Origin of the sequence: Rhodococcus sp. PvR044, assembly GCF_040548995.1 — a bacterium.
Classification (GTDB): Bacteria; Actinomycetota; Actinomycetes; order Mycobacteriales; family Mycobacteriaceae; genus Rhodococcus_G; species Rhodococcus_G oryzae.
In genome coordinates, this window is the sequence record NZ_JBEPSX010000001.1 from 722048 (window position 1) to 738238 (window position 16191).

Sequence of the window (16191 nt, forward strand, 5' to 3'; positions counted from 1 at the left end):
CGGCGCTGGTGCTCGTCGCGCACGGCACCAGGAGCCCGCGCGGCGTCGACATGGTCGCCGCGCTCGCCGATGCCGTGGCGGACGAGGTGGGCACCACCCGCGTCGCCTTCGTCGACGTCCTCGGTCCGTCGCCCTCGGAGGTGCTCCGCGACCTCGGCGGGCCCGCCGTCGTGGTGCCCGCCTTTCTCGCCTCGGGGTATCACGTGCACACGGACGTCCCGCGCGAGGTCGTCGATTCCGGGCACCCCGATGTGACCGTCACCAGGGCACTCGGGCCGGACCCGGTGCTGGCCACCGTGCTGTTCGAGCGCCTGCGCGAGGCGGGCTGGCGGCCGGGCGACGCGGTGGTGCTCGCGGCGGCCGGATCGTCGGATCCGCGCGCGCTGGCCGACGTGCGCCGCGGCGCCATGATGCTCGCGGAACTGGTCCGGAGCACGGTGCACATCGGCTACGTCGCGACTGCGGAGCCGCGGGTGCTCGAGGTGGTCGAGGGGCTGCGGTCGGCGGGTCACCGCCGGGTGTTCATCGCCTCGTATCTGTTGGCGCACGGCCTGTTCCACCGGAGGCTGGTCGATGCCGGATCGGACGGGGTGGCCGAGCCGCTCGGGGTGCACCCGGCTCTGGTTCGGCTGTTGGCCGACCGCTATCGCGCCGGCTGCGCGGACATCGCGTCCGTCAACGAGGCAACGGCAGCAGTTCCGCGGAGCCACCGTCAGGCGTTGCCGGTTCGATGATCGCGAGGGCGTCGGCCCCGATCAGCGCGGCGAGGTGAGCCGTCCCCACCGGCGCGGTCGCGTACCAGTGACCGTCTGACCGTCGGGTGGCCGTGACGACCCGAGGGGCGTCGGAGGCGAGTTCCGCGGCGTTCTCGATCGGCGCGCGCGGCCGGGTAGGGGCCGGGGCGCCGGTGAGCGCGGCGACCACGGCAGGCGCCGTCATGAGCAGCGTGGCGACCGCCGCGAAGGGGTTGCCGGGCAACCCCAGCACGATGCGGCCGTCCGGCAGCACCGCGACCACCTGCGAACCGCCCGGCCGGCATCGCACCCGCCCGACCACCAGGCGGGCGCCGCAGCGGGTGAGCGCCATCCGCAGGTGATCGGCGGCGCCGCCCCCGGTCGCGCCGACGATGACGATCAGGTCGGGTTGCGCTCCCGTGTCCGAAACCGGCTGCGCCAGTAGCTCATCGAAGCCCCCGACGGTGTCGCGCAGGTGCGATTCGGCGGCCGTGCGAATCCCGCACCAGGACAAGAAATGCGGCATCACGGGTCCGAGGCTGTCCCGGGTCTGGCCGGTGCGCAACGGGCCGTCCCGGCGGATCTCGTCCCCGGTCACCACGATGTGGGCCGTGACGGGCCCACGGACCAGTAGTTCGGTGACCTCGCCGCTGAGCGCCACCGAGACGACGGCGGGGGTGACCGGTTCGCCCGCCTCCGCGAGCGGTGCACCCGGCTGCCAGTTCTCACCGCGCCTGCGGGTGTCGTCGCGGACCGGTGCGTCCGGGCGCCTGCTCAGCGTGGTGTCCGCGAGTTCGACGTGCTCGTCGCGCACGACGGAGGTGGCCCCGGACGGCACATGGGCACCGGTGGCGATGCGCACCGCGTGCCCGGGTTCGAGTTCGACCTCGTCCTCCGAGCCGGCATAGCGGATGGCCGTGTCGAGTTGCCAGGGGCCGTCGCCGGATACGGCGTAGCCGTCCATCGCCGAGATGTCGATCCGGGGCAGCGCGTCGGCGGCGAGCATCGGTCGCGCCAGCACCCCCCCGATCGCGGCGAGCGGGGCGGCCGAGCGAGCGGGCAGCATGGCGACGGCCTCGCGGACGGCCCGCCTGGCCTCATCGAGACCGACGGCGGGGGAGGCGCTGCGCGCCCGGGCGGCTGCGACATCGGCCTCGGTGTCGCAGTCGGAGATCCCGGCCATGGGAACGGTGACGTACCCGGCCGGGATCAGTGTCTTCATCGGCCTGTTGGCCAGATCGGTGCGCCCGAGCTCGTCGAGCCCCGCGGACAGCGCATCCCGGCGCCACACACCGAGGAGGAACTGCACCCGACCGGATTCGTCGAGCGCAAAGGCCGCGGGTGCACTCGGCTCGCGGTCTAGCGCCGCGACCAGGCTCTCGATCGATGCCGCGGACAGGAACGGTAGGTCGGCGGCGATCACCACCACCGGGGTGGTGCCGCCGCCCAACTCGAGCAGGCCCGCGTCCATCGCGAGGACCGGGCCGCCGCCGACAGGCGATTCCTGAGTCTGTGCGATCGAGGCGGCGAGGTCGTCGCGGTGCGGTCCGACCACGACCACCCGCTCCGCCCCGGCGACGGCGTCGAGCGCGGCGCGCAGCATCGAACGGCCGGCGATGACGATCGCGGGCTTGTCGACGCCACCCATCCGGGTGGCGGATCCGCCGGCGAGAATGACTGCATCGTATGCCGAGGGAGCGCCGGTGGTCATCGATAGATGATCCCATTGATCTGCAGGTGATTCGAATTGAGGACGCCGGTTGTCCTCGATCCTCCCTAGCGTCGGAGGCATGGAAAAGACGACGCAATCCACCCAGGTCCGGCCAGTCCCCGAGGGCTACGCCACCGTCACGCCCTGGATCATCTCCCGGGACACCGCGCGGCTGCTCGACTTCGTGCGGGACGCGTTCGACGCCGAGGAACTGGCCCGCGTCGAGTACGGGGGCGCGATCGGACACGCGGAGGTGCGGATCGGGGACTCGGTGGTGATGATGTTCGACGGTCGCCCGGATTGGCCGGACACGCCCGGCTTCCTGCGGCTGTACGTCGAGGACGCCGATGCCACCTTCCTGCAGGCACTTGAGGCGGGGGCAACGCCGGTCACGGAGGTGACCGAACTCTTCTTCGGGGATCGCGTCGGTCGCGTCCGCGATCCGCTGGGCAACCTGTGGTGGATTCAGACCCGCGTGGTGGATCTGACGCCCGAAGAACTCGAGATCCGTTCGCAGCAGCCGGAATTCGTGGCCGCGATGGAGTACGTCGCGGGCGCCCCACTGGTGCAACCGTCGACGTAACCCCGAGTCAGGCCTTCTTGACCACGCTCGACTTGAGCTGCATCGGACCGATGCCGTCGACCTTGCAGTCGATGTCATGGTCGCCGACGCCCTTGACCAGACGGATGTTGCGCACCTTGGTGCCCGACTTGATGCCGGTCGGGCTGCCCTTGACCTTGAGCGTCTTGATCACCGTGACGGTGTCGCCGTCGGCGAGCACGTTGCCGACGGCGTCGCGGATCACGTCGGTGCCCTCGTCATCGCCCGCGCCCGCCGCCCACTCGTGTGCGCATTCCGGGCAGACAAGGAGCGAGCCCATCTCGTAGGTGAACTCGCAGGAGCACTGGGGGCACGGGGGCAGGGTCTGATCCATCTGTCCATCGTATTCGCGAGGAGGATCGTCACCGGACCGCTCGCCTGGCGCGCGCCGCGCGGGCCAGCATTCGTGGAGAGAGCATCACGAAGGGCGAGCGGTTGCGGGTGCCGTACGCGAAGAACCGGTCCGCCACCCACGGATCGCGGGCGGCGCCTGCGAACAGCAGGCGTTGCAGCGGATTGAGTCGAGGACGCTGGCTGAATTCGATCGCGAAGAACTGGTGCGGCCACAGTCGCATCCGGTGATGACGCTGGTAGCGACGTGCCGCCCGGTCTATCTCTCGGTCGGTGCCGGTCACGAGCGGTTTCGCGACGGAGTCGCTCAGCCACTCGGCGGTCTGCAGCGCCCAGCCGCACCCGGCGCCCCAGACAGGGTCGAGTACCAGGGCGGCGTCCCCGACGAGCGCGACGCCGGGAGCGGCGATGCGGAGCCGGGTGACGCTCGGGTAGTCGCGGGTGCCGACGACATCGGACACTCGCTCCGCATCGGTCAGGTCCGGGGCGTCCGGCAGACCCTCGAACATGCGCACCAGCGCTGCCTCCTTGTCGTCGTCGAACTCCGGCAGTCGGCTCTTGTCGGGCACGGCGGTGAGGACGGTGACCCCGGCATCGTTGCCGAACGCGTATGCCGCGTCGGGCTCGAGCAGCCACAGCTGGACCGATTGCCCATGGGGGATGGTGACGTTCACGAAGGAGGCGAAGTAGGCGAAGCGGTCGTTCCGGGACTCCCGGCCGGGTAGGCCGGCGAGCCGGGCCACCTTCGAGAACCGACCGTCCGCGCCGACGACCAGTCGGCAGGAGAGCCGTCCCACGCGGTCGGCGACCACACCGTCGACGCGCCCATCGGGACCTCGAGTCAGCTCACGCAGCTTCGCGCCCAACATCAGATCGACACCCGGCGCCTTGGCGGCGGTTCGCCGCATCAGCGGATCGAGGATCTCGCGTCGGAGGTTGTAGCCGTGCGATGGTCGGTTTGTCGGTTCCGGTTCCTCGACCCAGCCGAATCGACTCCAGGCGTTGCCGTGGTTGCGGATCGCCCCGGCGGCCTCGAGTTCGGAGTCGAGTCCGAGCCGCTGGAGGGTGGGGAGCGCGCACGACTGGATGTAGTGCGTGCACATTCGCTTGTACGCCGCCGGATTCCGATTCGCCTCCAGCAGCGCCACCCGCAGGCCTCGGCGTCCGAGCAGGATGGCGGCCGTGCACCCGGCCAGGCTCGATCCGACAATTGCGACGTCGTACTCGCCGCCCATGATCGCTCACCGCGATTCGGTCGTAGAAATACGCCGCCTTTCAGTGTCGCAGTTGCCCGGTGCGGATGTAAACACAACGATTCGGCCACGGCCGCGGACGATATCCGCAGGTCGGCGGACAATCACACGCATGACGCTGGGCGGTGAACCGAACTTCCGGGAGCTCGAGCCTGGCATCGTCACGGACTTCAGCGCCAGAATGAGCTACGGCTCCTACCTCGACCTGGGCACGCTGCTCAGCGCGCAGAACCCGGTCAGCGAGCCGCAGCACCACGACGAGATGCTCTTCATCATCGCGCACCAGACCACCGAGCTCTGGCTCAAGCTCGTCCTGCACGAGATCCGCGCGGCCCGCGCCGCGTTCGCCGAGGACGCCATCGGGGTAGCGCTCAAGTGCATCGCCCGCGTCAAGCACATCCAGAAGTCGATGACCGAGCAGTGGTCGATCCTGGCGACGCTGACGCCGACCGAGTACGCCGAGTTCCGAGGTTTCCTCGGCAGCGCATCCGGATTCCAGTCGTACCAGTACCGGGCCGTCGAGTTCATCCTCGGGAACAAGAACGCGGACCTGCTCGGGGTGTTCGAGGCGGATCCGCCGTCCCATGCCGTCCTCGACGATCTCCTGGGCGAGCCGACCCTGTACGACGAGTTCTGGCGCTGCCTCGCCCGTGCGGGCTACGACGTGCCCGGCTCCGCGCTGGACCGCGAGGTCACCGCGGCCTATGTGCTGAACCCAGAGCTGATGCCGCTGGTCAAGCACGTCTACGAGCATCCGGGGGACTGCTGGCCCGCGTACGAGTCCTTCGAGGAGTTCGTCGACCTGGAGGAGAGCTTCCAGCTCTGGCGGTTTCGGCACCTACGGACCGTGCTGCGGGTGATCGGGATGAAGACCGGCACCGGCGGGTCCTCTGGCGGCGCGGGGTACCTACAGCGCGCGCTCGAACTCAGCTTCTTTCCCGAGCTGTTCGCGGTACGCACCGAGCTGGGGAACTGACGGGCCGGGGCATGAACGTCGACGTCGCGAACCTGTGGAGCGGGGCGTGGTTGGGACGCTGCCGACTGACGGTTGGCGGCGATCTGCTGGTCTCGGCTCGGCGGCGGAACGCCATGGACGGGCGCGCCGATCTCGAGATTCCCGGCGTGGTGTTCGCGGGCCTGCGCGACGCCCACGTGCACCTCGGGCTGGTCGATGCCGGCGCCCTCTTCGCGGGTGGGCTGGCGGTGGTGCACGACCTCGGCTCGCCGCCGTCGGTTCTCGCCCCGTTCGCCGACGCGGCGGTGCACACCGGACTACCCGAGGTGAGCTTTGCGGGTCAGTTCCTCACCGCCCCTGGCGGATACCCCACCGACCGGTCCTGGGCGGCGGCCGAGTCGGTGCGCGTGGTCGACGGACCGCAGGCGGCGGCGAGCGCCGTCGACACCCAGGTCAGGGCGGGCGCGTCCTTCGTGAAGATCATGCTGAACAGCGCGGCGGGGCCGGTGTTCGACGACGCGACGCTCGACGCACTGGTCGGAGCCGCGCACGCGGACGGAGTTCCCGTCGTCGCGCACGCGGAGGGACGGGGCCAGGCCGCGCGCGCCTTCGAGGCCGGAGTAGAACGACTCGCGCACACCCCGTGGACCGAGCGCCTGCCCGAGGAACTGCTCACGGCGATGGCGGCGTCGATGCGGTGGATCAGCACGCTCGATATCCACGGCCGCGGAGGCGAATTCGATGTCGCCACCGACAACCTTCGCCGGTTCCGTGCGTGTGGCGGGGTCGTGAAGTACGGAACCGACCAGGGCAACGGTCCGCAGCCGGTCGGACTCAACCCGCGTGAACTCGACGCCCTGCTCGACGCAGGCCTCGATCGGGTGGCGGTGCTGGAGTCGATCACCATCCCGTGGCCGCCGGGCACCTCGACCCGGCTCGCGTGGGCGCCGGGTGCGCCGCCCAGCGATGAGAGGCACTGGGCCTCCTGGCTCGCCTCGACCCGCAACCTCGAGCCGGCGCAGATCAAGGAGCAGTTCGGATGAGTCTCTCGAGTCCTGTCCCACAACACTTCTCGGTGCGCGCCGTCGAACTCGACGATACCGATCCGCTGTGCTCGTACCGGGACCTGTTCGTCGACGCCCCGTCCGTCGTCTCCTACCTGGACGGGAACTCGCTGGGGCGGCCGACCAAGGCGGGTGCCGAGCAGGTGGCCCGCTTCGTCGCCGAGTCCTGGGGCGGCAGGCTGATCCGTGGCTGGGACGAGGAGTGGTTCGACCTGCCCCTGACCATCGGCGATGAACTCGGGCGGGTGGTGCTCGGCGCGGCCGCGGGCCAGACCGCGGTGGGCGACTCCACCAGCGTGCTGCTCTACAAGCTGGCCAGGGGCGCCGTCGCGCTGCGGCCGGGGCGCGACGAGATCGTGGTGGACACAGACAATTTCCCCACCGACCGCTACGTCCTCGAGGCGGTCGCGTCCGAGCTCGGGATGACTCTGAGGTGGATCGAGTCGGACCCGCGGAGCGGGGTGCGCGCGGACGAGGTCGCCGCGGTGGTCGGGGACCGGACCGCGCTGGTGGTGCTCAGCCACGTCGCCTATCGGTCGGGTTATCTGGCCGACGCCGCCTCGATCACCCGGGTCACGCATGCTGCGGGCGCGCTCATGTTGTGGGACCTGTGCCACTCGGTCGGCTCGGTCCCGATCGAACTCGACGAGTGGGGAGTCGATCTCGCCGTCGGCTGTACCTACAAATACCTGAACGGTGGGCCCGGATCGCCCGCGTTCGCCTATGTCCGCGCCGGGCTGCTGGAGGAGTTCGTGCAGCCGATCTGGGGGTGGATGGGCCGCGAGGACGTTTTCGAGATGGCGGCGGGCTACCGGCCCGCGCGCGGCATCCGGCGGATCCTCAGTGGCACGCCGGCGATACTGGGGATGATCGCAATGCGCGACACCGTCGAGCTCATCGACGGGGCGGGGATCGGTGAGATCAGGGCGAAATCGGTGCGGCTCACCGAGTTCGCGCTCGAGCTCGTAGCCGAGTCGCTCGTTCCGATCGGGGTGACGATCGCGTCGCCGGTCGATCCGAGTCTGCGCGGCGGCCACGTCACCATCGACCACCCGCACTTCCGGGCCGCGACACCGTTGCTGTGGGAGCGCGGGGTGATACCCGACTTCCGGGCGCCCGAGGGTCTTCGGCTGGGGCTGAGCCCGCTGAGCACCAGCTTCAGTGAGGTGGTCGCCGGCGTGGAGGCGATACGCGCCGAGCTGGCGGTCGGGGACTGAGCAGCCGATCGGTCAAGCCCGGCGGCCCCGAGCCTCGGCGGCCAGCGCGTTCAGCTCGTCGATCGCACGCGACGCATCGTCGACGGGCACCAGCAGGTGGTCGTGGTGGTATCCGGCGATGACGTTGCAGCTGATGCCGGCCTCGGCCAGCCGCGAGCTCACCGCCGCGGTGAGCCCGACGGCGTCCAGCGCGGAGTGCACCCGCAGCGTCAGCCAGGCCGCTTCGAAGTCGTAGCCCCAGCCGCGGGCGTCGGCCTCCGCCTTGGCGACCACCAGGGTGACGCCCTCCTCCTCCGTGATCGTTGCCGCAGCCGGGATCCCGGCGGCCGCTGCAGCGGGCACCGAGACGAATACGAACGTCCCCGGACGTCGGACCGGGTTCATCGATGAGATCAGGACCTCGAGGTCGCGTTCGCCGCTCATCGCTCGACGATCTCAGAACTCGTGTCGCGCGGCGGCGAGGTCGACCCGTCCGTCACGGATCGGCACACCTTCGAGCGCCAGCTTCGAGATCTGACGGTGCGCGAGATGGGCGGCAGGCCTGCCGCTCGCGCCGAGCACCCGGTGCCACGGCAGGTCGGCCGAGTCGGTGCGCATGATCCAGCCGACGGTCCTGGGGCTCGACAGCCCGGCGGCCGCCGCGATGTCGCCGTAGGTCGCCACCTTGCCGGGCGGGATCGCCGCGACCAGCTCGCGGACCCGCTCGATCTGCGCCTCCGTGGTGGCGGCCACCTACAGCAGCTTCCCGATCAGTTCCGCGACGTCCACCGGCCTGGCCTGCCCGACCATGTGATCGACGTCCATCTCGACCACGGTGAGGCGATCGCCGAGGTGTGCCGCGAGGGCGGTCCGGAACGCCGCGGTGACGTACGGCGGTTGCACCCGCATCGCCTGCACCAGGATCGTGGGCAGGTCCGCTGGCGGCAGCACGAACGGCCGGGCCAGTTCGCCCCAGGACGCCACGATCGCGGGGATCGACATCCGCCAGCCGACCCGGCCGCCCTCGCGGTCGATCAGGTGCTCGGCGAGCTCGACGTCGAGCACCTCGTCCGCCACGTCCGCCCACGCCCCGTGCACTTTCTCCGAACGCGCCTCCGCGGCGTCGGTGTAGTCCGGGAACCGGACGGTCAGGTCGGCGATCTCCGCCATGAACGCCGGATCCATTCCGATCGCGGGGTCGAGGAGCACCAGGGCGCGCACCCGCTCCGGTACACGGCGGGCCAGGTGCACGGCGATGGCGCCGCCGTACGAGTGGCCCACCAGCACGACCGGCTCGGTGGCCTCCGACTCCAGGACCCCGACGAGGTCGTCGACATGGTCGGCGATGCCCCATGGCGGCGACCACGTCGAGCGGCCGTGGCCCCGCAGGTCGGGCGCGATCACCCTGGCCTCGGGCAGGTGCCCCTCCGCGAGGTGCTGCCAGCGCTGACCGTGGCCGGTGAGGCCGTGCAGCGCCATGACCTGCCTGCCGACCGGGGGCCCGAAGCGGTGGATGTGGATCTCGCCCATGCCGGACATCTTGCCGGATCCCACGGACCACGGAGGACGCGGCGGACGCGCGGCGGTGGTTGTCGGCCTCCCGTGATGGAATGCCACCCATGTCGGTCGATCGGGAACAGTCGCGGCGGGCCACCGCCACGTTGGTCCGTCGGTCGACGGAGGCAGGCCCGCGCCGGGCGTGGGGCCCCGAAGCACAGCGGCTGATGGATGTGCCGCGCGGAGGCCGGGGTCGACGGCCGTGGCAGGTGCTCGGCGGCCCGGGCACGGGCAAGACCTCGCTGCTGGTCGACCTCGCGGTCTCGCGGATCGCCGACGGCGGGTGCGACCCGGAATCGATTCTCGTGCTGACCCATTCACGCCGCGCCGCCACCGTGGTCAGGGAGGCGATCACCGCGGGTCTGCTCGGGTCCGCCGGCCCCGACGCGCTGCGGGCCACCCGTGAGCCGCTGGTCAGGACGGTGCACTCGTACGCGTTCGCGGTGCTCCGCCTGCAGGCCGCCGCGCATTCCAACCCGCCGCCGCGGCTGATCACCGGGGCCGAGCAGGACGCGGTGCTGCGCGAGATGCTGCGAGGTGACGTCGCGGACGGTGCCCAGCACTGGCCTGAGCGGCTGCGGCCCGCGCTGTCGTTGACCGGCTTCGCGGTCGAGCTGCGTGATCTGATGCTGAGGGCAGGCGAGCGCGGCCTCGGGCCCGAGGACCTCATCGCCCTCGGCCGGACGCACTCACGGCCGGAGTGGGTGGCGGCCGGACGCTTCGCCGCCCACTACGAGCACGTGATGCTGTTGCGCGGCGCCGTCGGGGTGGAGGCCCCCGAGGCCACGGCACCCGCGCTCGACGCGGCCGAACTCGTCGGCGCGGCGCTGACCGCGTTCGCCACCGACCCGGAGCTGCTGCAGCAGGAGCGCTCACGGATCCGGTACCTGCTCGTCGATGACGCCCAGCACCTCGACCCGCAGGCGGCCGAGCTGGTCCGGCTGATCGGCGCGGGCACCGACCTGTCCGTCGTGGCGGGCGATCCGGACCAGGCGGTCTTCGGATTCCGGGGTGCCGACCCGCGGTTCCTGATGGACGTCGCCGACACCGGCTCGCAGAACCGGCTCATCCTCGACACCGATCATCGCTGCGCGGAACGGATCTCGGCGGTCACCGCCGCGATCGCCGGCCGCCTGCCCGGTCGGCCGCCGCATCGGGGCGCGGCGGCCGCGACCGAGGAACCGGGCCGGGCCCAGGTGCAGGTGCTCGGCACCCAGGGCAAGGAGGCCGCACTGATCGCGGACACCCTGCGCCGCGCACACCTGCACGACGGTGTGCCCTGGTCGCGGATGGCGGTCGTGGTCAGGTCGGTGCCGCGGGTGCTGGCCCCGCTGCGTCGCGCCCTCCTGGCCGCGGGTGTCCCCGTCACCACCTCGGCCTCGGAACTCCCACTCGCCCGGCAGCATTCGGTCGGCGGTCTGCTGTTGGTGCTGCGCGCGGTCGCGGGCGTCGAGTTCACCGGCGAGGACGCGCTGGCGCTGGTGTCCGGACCGGTCGGCGGATCCGATCCGGTGACGCTGCGCCGGCTGCGCCGTGGCCTGCGCAGGGTGGAACTCGCCGCCGGTGGTCAGCGCGACTCCGCGGACCTCCTGCGGTCGTTGATCGTCGACGGCGAGGACGAGCACCGCGGCCTGATCGCCAAGCTCAGCGACGGCGAGTCCGCCGCCCTGCGCCGGGTCCTGTCGATCCTCGGCCAGGCCAGGGCCGCCCACCGGAAGGGGCGCGGCGTCGAGGGCGTGCTCTGGGCGAGCTGGCAGGCGACCGGCCTGGAGAAGCGGTGGGCCGCCGCCTCGCTGCGCGGCGGGCCGATCGGCGCGCAGGCGGACCGGGACCTCGACGCGGTGGTCGCGCTCTTCGACGCCGCCGCCGGCTATGTCGACCGGTTGCCAAGGGCGACTCTCGCCGGTTTCGTGGAATACCTTTCCGAACAACAGATCTCGACCGACTCGAGGACCGTCGCGGTCCCCGGAGAAGCGGTCACGGTGCTCAGCGCGCACTCCGCGGCCGGCCGGGAATGGGACGTGGTGGCCGTCGCAGGGGTCCAGGAGGGGCTGTGGCCGGGCCTGCGGGCCCGCGGCACCCTGCTGGGCACCGAGGTGCTGGTCGATCTCACCGCCGGCGTCGGCGACGCCTCCCCGGCGAGCGAGTCGCAGCTGTCGCGGACCGCCCCGCTGCTGGCCGAGGAGCGGCGACTGTTCCTGCTCGCCTGCAGTCGGGCCCGCCGGTCCCTGCTGATCACCGCCGTCGAGTCGGCGACAGGGGATGCGGACCTGGTGCCCTCGCGGTTCGTGGACGAGCTCATCGGCCGCGTCGAGGGCGACGACGGTCCCGCGGAGGCGGTCGTGGAGCAGCCGGTGCCCGCGGGGCGGGTGCTGTCGCTGCCGTCGCTGGTCGCGGAACTCCGGCGGGCCGTGTGCGATCCGGACCTCGCCCGCAGCGATCCGCAGCGTCAGGCCCGGGCGGCTCGGCAACTCGCCCGGCTGGCAAGGGACGGTGTGCGCGGCGCGCATCCGCAGAACTGGTGGGGTGTGGGCGGGATGAGCACCGACGCCCCGCTGTGGGAACCCGACGACGGGCCGGTCCCGCTGTCGCCGTCGACGATCGAGCAGCTGAGCACGTGCCCGTTGCGGTGGGCGCTCGAACGCAACGGCGGCACCGACGGCGAGAACACCCACGCGGTGACCGGGACCCTGGTGCACACCCTGGTCCAGGCCGTGGCGGGCAAGCTGCCGCCCGACCAGGTGCGCAAGGCGCTCGCCACCGCCTGGGACGCGGTCGATCTCGGCTCGCAGTGGTACTCGAGACGGGAGATGGACCGTACCGGTCAGATGCTCGACAGCTTCTCCGAGTGGCTGCGGCTCTCGCGCGGCGAGCTCACGGAGGTCGGCGTCGAGGTCGCCGTCGACGGCGTCCTTGAACCACGCGAGGAGGGCGGAGCCGAGATCCGGCTGCGCGGCCGGATCGACCGCCTCGAGCGCGACACCGAGGGCAGGCCGGTGATCGTGGACGTGAAGACCGCGCGCAGCCCGGTCAGCAAGGAGGCCGCGCAGCAGCACGCGCAGCTGGCGACCTATCAGGTGGCGGCGCTGGCAGGCGCGATCGAGGGCGAGCCGCCCTCGGAGCCGGGCGGGGCGCGCCTGGTGTTCGTGGCGAAGCCGAACAAGAAGGAGGGCGCCACCCAGCGCCTGCAGACCCCGCTCGGCGAGGACGGCGAACAGGAGTGGCTCACCGTGGTGCACGACGCGGCCGCGGCCACCAAGGGCCCAGGGTTCCGGGCGCAGCCGAACGACGGGTGCAGGCACTGCCCCGCCCGGTCGAGCTGCCCGGCACAGGAGACCGGACGGCAGGTGACCGAGGGATGATGCGGGACACCGAGACATGGAGGAGTCGGGTCCGGGTGAGCCCGGCCGACCTGGCGGTCGCGCTCGGCCAGCATCCGCCGACCGCCGAACAGGCAGCCGTCATCGCGGCGCCGCTCGGGCCGACCCTGGTGGTCGCGGGCGCGGGAGCGGGCAAGACCGAGACGATGGCGGCCAGGGTGGTCTGGCTGGTGGCCAACGGCCTGGTCGACCCCGAGCAGGTCCTCGGGCTCACCTTCACCCGCAAGGCCGCCCAGCAGCTCACCAGCCGGATCCGGCAACGTCTTGCGCGCCTTGCCGGTTCGGCCCTGTTGCGCAAGCTCGATCCGACCGGTGACCTGCGCGGGCGGATCCTCGGCGGTGAGCCGGAGGTGAGCACCTACCACTCCTACGCCGGCCGGTTGCTGTCCGAGCACGGGCTGCTGCTGCCGATCGAGCCGTCCGCCGAGCTGCTGTCGGAGACCGAGCTGTGGCAGCTCGCGCACCAGGTGGTCAGCTCATGGGACGGCGACCTGGAGACCGACCGCACCCCGACCTCGCTCACCGAGGCGGTGCTCGCGCTGTCCGGGCAGCTGGCCGAGCATCTGGTCGAGCCGGACGACCTGCGCGAGGCACACACCGAGCTGGACAAGCTGATCCACACGCTGCCCGCGGGCCCCAAGCAGCGCGGCGGGCCGAAGAAGGAACTGCTCGACGTCCTCGAGACCCAGCACGAGCGGGTCGCCCTGCTGCCGCTGGTGCAGCGGGTCTCCGAGACGCTCAGGCGGGAGGGAGCTCTCGACTTCGGGAGCCAGATGTCGCTGGCCGCCCGGGTCGCCTCGGAGCATCCCGAGGTGGGGCGCTCGGAGCGGAAGCGCTTCCGGGTGGTCCTGCTCGACGAATACCAGGACACCGGGCACGCCCAGCGGGTGCTGCTGTCCTCGCTGTTCGGCGGCGGCGAGGACGGCGACCTCGCGCTGACCGCCGTCGGCGACCCGATGCAGTCCATCTACGGCTGGCGGGGCGCGTCGGCGGCCAACCTGCCCAGGTTCGCCACCGACTTCCCGCTGCCGGGCGGCGATCCCGCGCCGCGCCTCGAGCTCCTCACCAGTTGGCGGAACCCGCCCGAGGCGCTGACCCTCGCGAACGCGGCCTCGGAATCGCTGCGCGAGCGTGGGGTTCCCGTGCAGCAGCTGCGACCGCGGCCCGGTGCGGTCGCAGGTGACGTCCGGCTCGCGGTCACCGAGGACGTCGAACGCGAGCGGGACTGGCTCGCCGCCCGGATCGCCGAGGAGTACGCCGCCGCGGCCGCCTCCGGCCAGGCCCCGCCCACCGCGGCCGTCCTGATCCGCCGCAACGCCGACGCCGCGCCGATCGCGGCCGCGCTGCGCCGCCACGGCCTGCCGGTCGAGGTGGTCGGGCTCGGCGGGTTGCTGCACACACCCGAGGTCGCGGACGTCATCGCCATGCTGCGGATGGTCGCCGATCCGCTCGCGGGCAGCGCGGCGATGCGGATCCTGACCGGGGCGAGGTGGCAGATCGGGGCCGCCGACCTGGCCGCGCTGTGGCGCAGGGCGCGCGAGCTGGCGATCGGGTCGACACACGGCACCGGGGGAGCGGTCACCGATGCGGCGAGCCTCGACCAGGCTCTCGAGGCCGCGCTCCCCGGCGAGCACGCCGAGCTCGCCGGTCTGGCCGACGCGATCTCGGACCCCGGTGGGCCGCAGCGTTATTCGCCCCTCGGCTACGCCCGGATCGGGGCGTTGGCGGCCGAACTGGTCTCGCTGCGCGAGCGCATCGGTCAGCCGCTCACGGAGCTGGTCGCCGAGGTGGAGCGGGTGCTGGGGATCGGCATCGAGGCGCAGGCCCGGCTGCGCTTCACAGGTGACGGTGGTGCGGGCCGCGAGCATCTGGACGCCTTCGCGGACGCGGTCGCCGGGTACTCCCGCAATTCCACGGCGACGCTGACCGGACTGCTGGCCTTCCTGTCGGCCGCCGAAACGATCGAGAAGGGCCTGGCCCCCGGCGAGGTCGAGGTCGCGCCGGATCGGGTGCAGGTCCTGACGGTGCACTCGGCGAAGGGGCTCGAGTGGGAGGTCGTCGCGGTGCCCCACCTGGTGGAGGGCGTGTTCCCGTCGAAGACCGCCTCCGGCAGCTGGCTGGGAGCGGTCGGTGAACTGCCGCCCGCGCTGCGCGGCGACCGGGCCCGAGACGGCGATGGCGCGGAAGGTGTCCCGGTGCTCGATCTCGAGGAACTGTTCAACCGCAAGGACCTCGAGGACGCCCTCGCCGACCACAAGGCCGCGCTGGGTCGGCGCAGGCTCGACGAGGACAGGCGCCTGTTCTACGTGGCGCTCACCCGTACCGAGCGGGCGCTGTATCTGTCCGGCCATCACTGGTCGGAGTCGGGCAGCGCGCCACGGGGTCCGTCGGAGTTCCTGCTGGAGATGCGCGAGCTCGTCGACAGTGCCGACCCGACCGAACCGATCGGGACGGTGGAGCTGTGGGCGCAGGCCCCGGACGAGGACGCGGAGAATCCGCTCACCGCGGAGCCGGTGACCGCGCAGTGGCCGAGCGATCCGCTGGGGAGCAGGCGTGATCCGGTGGAACACGGCGCGGAACTGGTGCTGGCCGAACTGATCGCGCTCGGCCCCGAAGACGAAGACGAAGACGAGGCCGAAGACGACGATGCGGACCCGGAGGGCTGGGCCGCCGACGTGGACGTGCTGCTGGCCGAGCGCAGGCAGCGGGCGCTGACCCGCGCCGAGGTCGCGCTGCCCGCACAGCTGTCGGTGAGCCAGTTGGTGGAACTGGCCGCCGCGCCCGATGCGCTCGCGGCCCGGCTGCGTCGGCCGTTGCCGTATCCGCCGAATCCGCTGGCCCGCAGGGGAACCGCGTTTCACGCCTGGATCGAGCGCAGGTTCGGTGCCACCAGGCTGCTGGATCTGGACGAGCTGCCGGGCGCCGCCGACACAGGGGCCGTCGGAGACACCGACCTGGAAGGGCTGCAGGAGGCCTTCCTGCGCTCGGATTGGGCGAACCGCAGCCCGGTCGAGGTGGAGGTCCCGTTCGAGACATCGATCGCGGGCACGGTGATCAGGGGTCGCATCGACGCGGTCTTCGCCGACCCGGACGGCGGGTGGACCGTGATCGACTGGAAGACCGGTGCCGAGCCGTCGGCTGCAAACGAGCGGGCGGTGGTGATGCAGCTCGCGGCCTACCGGCTGGCGTGGTCGGAGCTGATGTCGGCGCGGTCCGCCGCCAGGGGCGGTCCGCCGGTGCCGTTGGGTAAGGTCCGTGCGGCGTTCCACTATGTGCGCAGCGGACGGACCATCGCGCCGACCGAGCTGCCCGACGGCGACGCGCTCGCCCGCCTGATCGACTCGGCGGGGGCGAGCACCGAGCCCAGTTAGGGTTTTGCAGCTCGACCG

At 71.9% G+C, this 16191-nt stretch carries 13 protein-coding genes; 7 read left to right on the plus strand and 6 right to left on the minus strand.

What is annotated here, in order from left to right; genetic code table 11:
* Positions 1-50 precede the first annotated feature (50 nt).
* Positions 51-734 (plus strand): sirohydrochlorin chelatase, encoded by a 684-nt coding sequence (locus ABIC28_RS03135; protein ID WP_502944989.1) that lies wholly within the window; start codon positions 51-53, stop codon positions 732-734.
* Here ABIC28_RS03135 and ABIC28_RS03140 read toward each other — a convergent pair.
* Positions 676-2445 carry an NTP transferase domain-containing protein gene (locus tag ABIC28_RS03140; RefSeq protein WP_354577457.1) on the minus strand — a complete coding sequence of 590 codons (1770 nt, stop codon included), beginning with the start codon at positions 2443-2445 and terminating at the stop codon, positions 676-678. The genes ABIC28_RS03135 and ABIC28_RS03140 overlap by 59 nt on opposite strands.
* Before the next feature lie 79 nt (positions 2446-2524).
* Here ABIC28_RS03140 and ABIC28_RS03145 point away from each other — a divergent pair, with 79 nt between their 5' ends.
* Positions 2525-3028: a VOC family protein gene (locus ABIC28_RS03145; RefSeq protein ID WP_354577459.1), complete on the plus strand. Its 504-nt coding sequence runs from the start codon at positions 2525-2527 to the stop codon at positions 3026-3028.
* A 7-nt stretch (positions 3029-3035) separates the two neighbouring features.
* Here the strand turns inward: ABIC28_RS03145 and ABIC28_RS03150 are convergent, their stop codons facing one another.
* Both ABIC28_RS03150 and ABIC28_RS03155 read right to left on the minus strand, forming a co-directional pair.
* Entirely contained in the window at positions 3036-3380 is a 345-nt protein-coding gene (locus tag ABIC28_RS03150; protein WP_097210599.1) for a zinc ribbon domain-containing protein YjdM, read from the minus strand.
* Positions 3381-3408: 28 nt separating this feature from the next.
* A complete protein-coding gene (locus tag ABIC28_RS03155) occupies positions 3409-4632 on the minus strand; it encodes an NAD(P)/FAD-dependent oxidoreductase (RefSeq protein WP_354577462.1) in 1224 nt (407 codons plus the stop codon).
* Positions 4633-4762: 130 nt separating this feature from the next.
* Here ABIC28_RS03155 and ABIC28_RS03160 point away from each other — a divergent pair, with 130 nt between their 5' ends.
* The 3 genes from ABIC28_RS03160 to ABIC28_RS03170 are packed head-to-tail and all read left to right on the plus strand — an operon-like array spanning position 4763 to position 7886.
* On the plus strand, positions 4763-5626 hold the full coding sequence (locus tag ABIC28_RS03160) for a tryptophan 2,3-dioxygenase (RefSeq protein WP_257017118.1): 864 nt from the start codon (positions 4763-4765) through the stop codon (positions 5624-5626).
* Between the two features lie 11 nt (positions 5627-5637).
* Positions 5638-6648 (plus strand): amidohydrolase family protein, encoded by a 1011-nt coding sequence (locus ABIC28_RS03165; protein WP_354577464.1) that lies wholly within the window; start codon positions 5638-5640, stop codon positions 6646-6648.
* Positions 6645-7886 carry a kynureninase gene (locus tag ABIC28_RS03170; RefSeq protein WP_354577466.1) on the plus strand — a complete coding sequence of 414 codons (1242 nt, stop codon included), beginning with the start codon at positions 6645-6647 and terminating at the stop codon, positions 7884-7886. The genes ABIC28_RS03165 and ABIC28_RS03170 overlap by 4 nt, the downstream gene beginning before the upstream one ends.
* A 12-nt stretch (positions 7887-7898) precedes the next feature.
* On the opposite strand, the gene ABIC28_RS03175 is transcribed toward ABIC28_RS03170, so the two are convergent.
* The 3 genes from ABIC28_RS03175 to ABIC28_RS03185 are packed head-to-tail and all read right to left on the minus strand — an operon-like array spanning position 7899 to position 9395.
* A complete protein-coding gene (locus tag ABIC28_RS03175) occupies positions 7899-8309 on the minus strand; it encodes an ACT domain-containing protein (protein WP_354577468.1) in 411 nt (136 codons plus the stop codon).
* Positions 8310-8321: 12 nt separating this feature from the next.
* Entirely contained in the window at positions 8322-8618 is a 297-nt protein-coding gene (locus ABIC28_RS03180) for an MGMT family protein (RefSeq protein ID WP_097210604.1), read from the minus strand.
* A complete protein-coding gene (locus ABIC28_RS03185) occupies positions 8619-9395 on the minus strand; it encodes an alpha/beta fold hydrolase (protein WP_209928871.1) in 777 nt (258 codons plus the stop codon).
* Positions 9396-9484: 89 nt separating this feature from the next.
* Between ABIC28_RS03185 and ABIC28_RS03190 the strand changes: the two genes are divergently transcribed.
* Both ABIC28_RS03190 and ABIC28_RS03195 read left to right on the plus strand, forming a co-directional pair.
* Complete coding sequence (locus tag ABIC28_RS03190; RefSeq protein ID WP_354577471.1) at positions 9485-12784, plus strand: ATP-dependent helicase; 3300 nt, start codon at positions 9485-9487, stop codon at positions 12782-12784.
* Positions 12784-16173: an ATP-dependent helicase gene (locus ABIC28_RS03195; protein WP_354577957.1), complete on the plus strand. Its 3390-nt coding sequence runs from the start codon at positions 12784-12786 to the stop codon at positions 16171-16173. Before ABIC28_RS03190 ends, ABIC28_RS03195 begins: the two co-directional genes overlap by 1 nt.
* Positions 16174-16191 lie beyond the last annotated feature (18 nt).

Bases quoted from the DNA above. Each gene is read 5' to 3' on its own strand.
- ABIC28_RS03135 (WP_502944989.1), top strand. From the start codon at position 51: ATGGTCGCCGCGCTCGCCGATGCCGTGGCGGACGAGGTGGGCACCACC.
- ABIC28_RS03140 (WP_354577457.1), bottom strand. From the start codon at position 2,445: ATGACCACCGGCGCTCCCTCGGCATACGATGCAGTCATTCTCGCCGGC.
- ABIC28_RS03145 (WP_354577459.1), top strand. From the start codon at position 2,525: ATGGAAAAGACGACGCAATCCACCCAGGTCCGGCCAGTCCCCGAGGGC.
- ABIC28_RS03150 (WP_097210599.1), bottom strand. From the start codon at position 3,380: ATGGATCAGACCCTGCCCCCGTGCCCCCAGTGCTCCTGCGAGTTCACC.
- ABIC28_RS03155 (WP_354577462.1), bottom strand. From the start codon at position 4,632: ATGGGCGGCGAGTACGACGTCGCAATTGTCGGATCGAGCCTGGCCGGG.
- ABIC28_RS03160 (WP_257017118.1), top strand. From the start codon at position 4,763: ATGACGCTGGGCGGTGAACCGAACTTCCGGGAGCTCGAGCCTGGCATC.
- ABIC28_RS03165 (WP_354577464.1), top strand. From the start codon at position 5,638: ATGAACGTCGACGTCGCGAACCTGTGGAGCGGGGCGTGGTTGGGACGC.
- ABIC28_RS03170 (WP_354577466.1), top strand. From the start codon at position 6,645: ATGAGTCTCTCGAGTCCTGTCCCACAACACTTCTCGGTGCGCGCCGTC.
- ABIC28_RS03175 (WP_354577468.1), bottom strand. From the start codon at position 8,309: ATGAGCGGCGAACGCGACCTCGAGGTCCTGATCTCATCGATGAACCCG.
- ABIC28_RS03185 (WP_209928871.1), bottom strand. From the start codon at position 9,395: ATGGGCGAGATCCACATCCACCGCTTCGGGCCCCCGGTCGGCAGGCAG.
- ABIC28_RS03190 (WP_354577471.1), top strand. From the start codon at position 9,485: ATGTCGGTCGATCGGGAACAGTCGCGGCGGGCCACCGCCACGTTGGTC.
- ABIC28_RS03195 (WP_354577957.1), top strand. From the start codon at position 12,784: ATGCGGGACACCGAGACATGGAGGAGTCGGGTCCGGGTGAGCCCGGCC.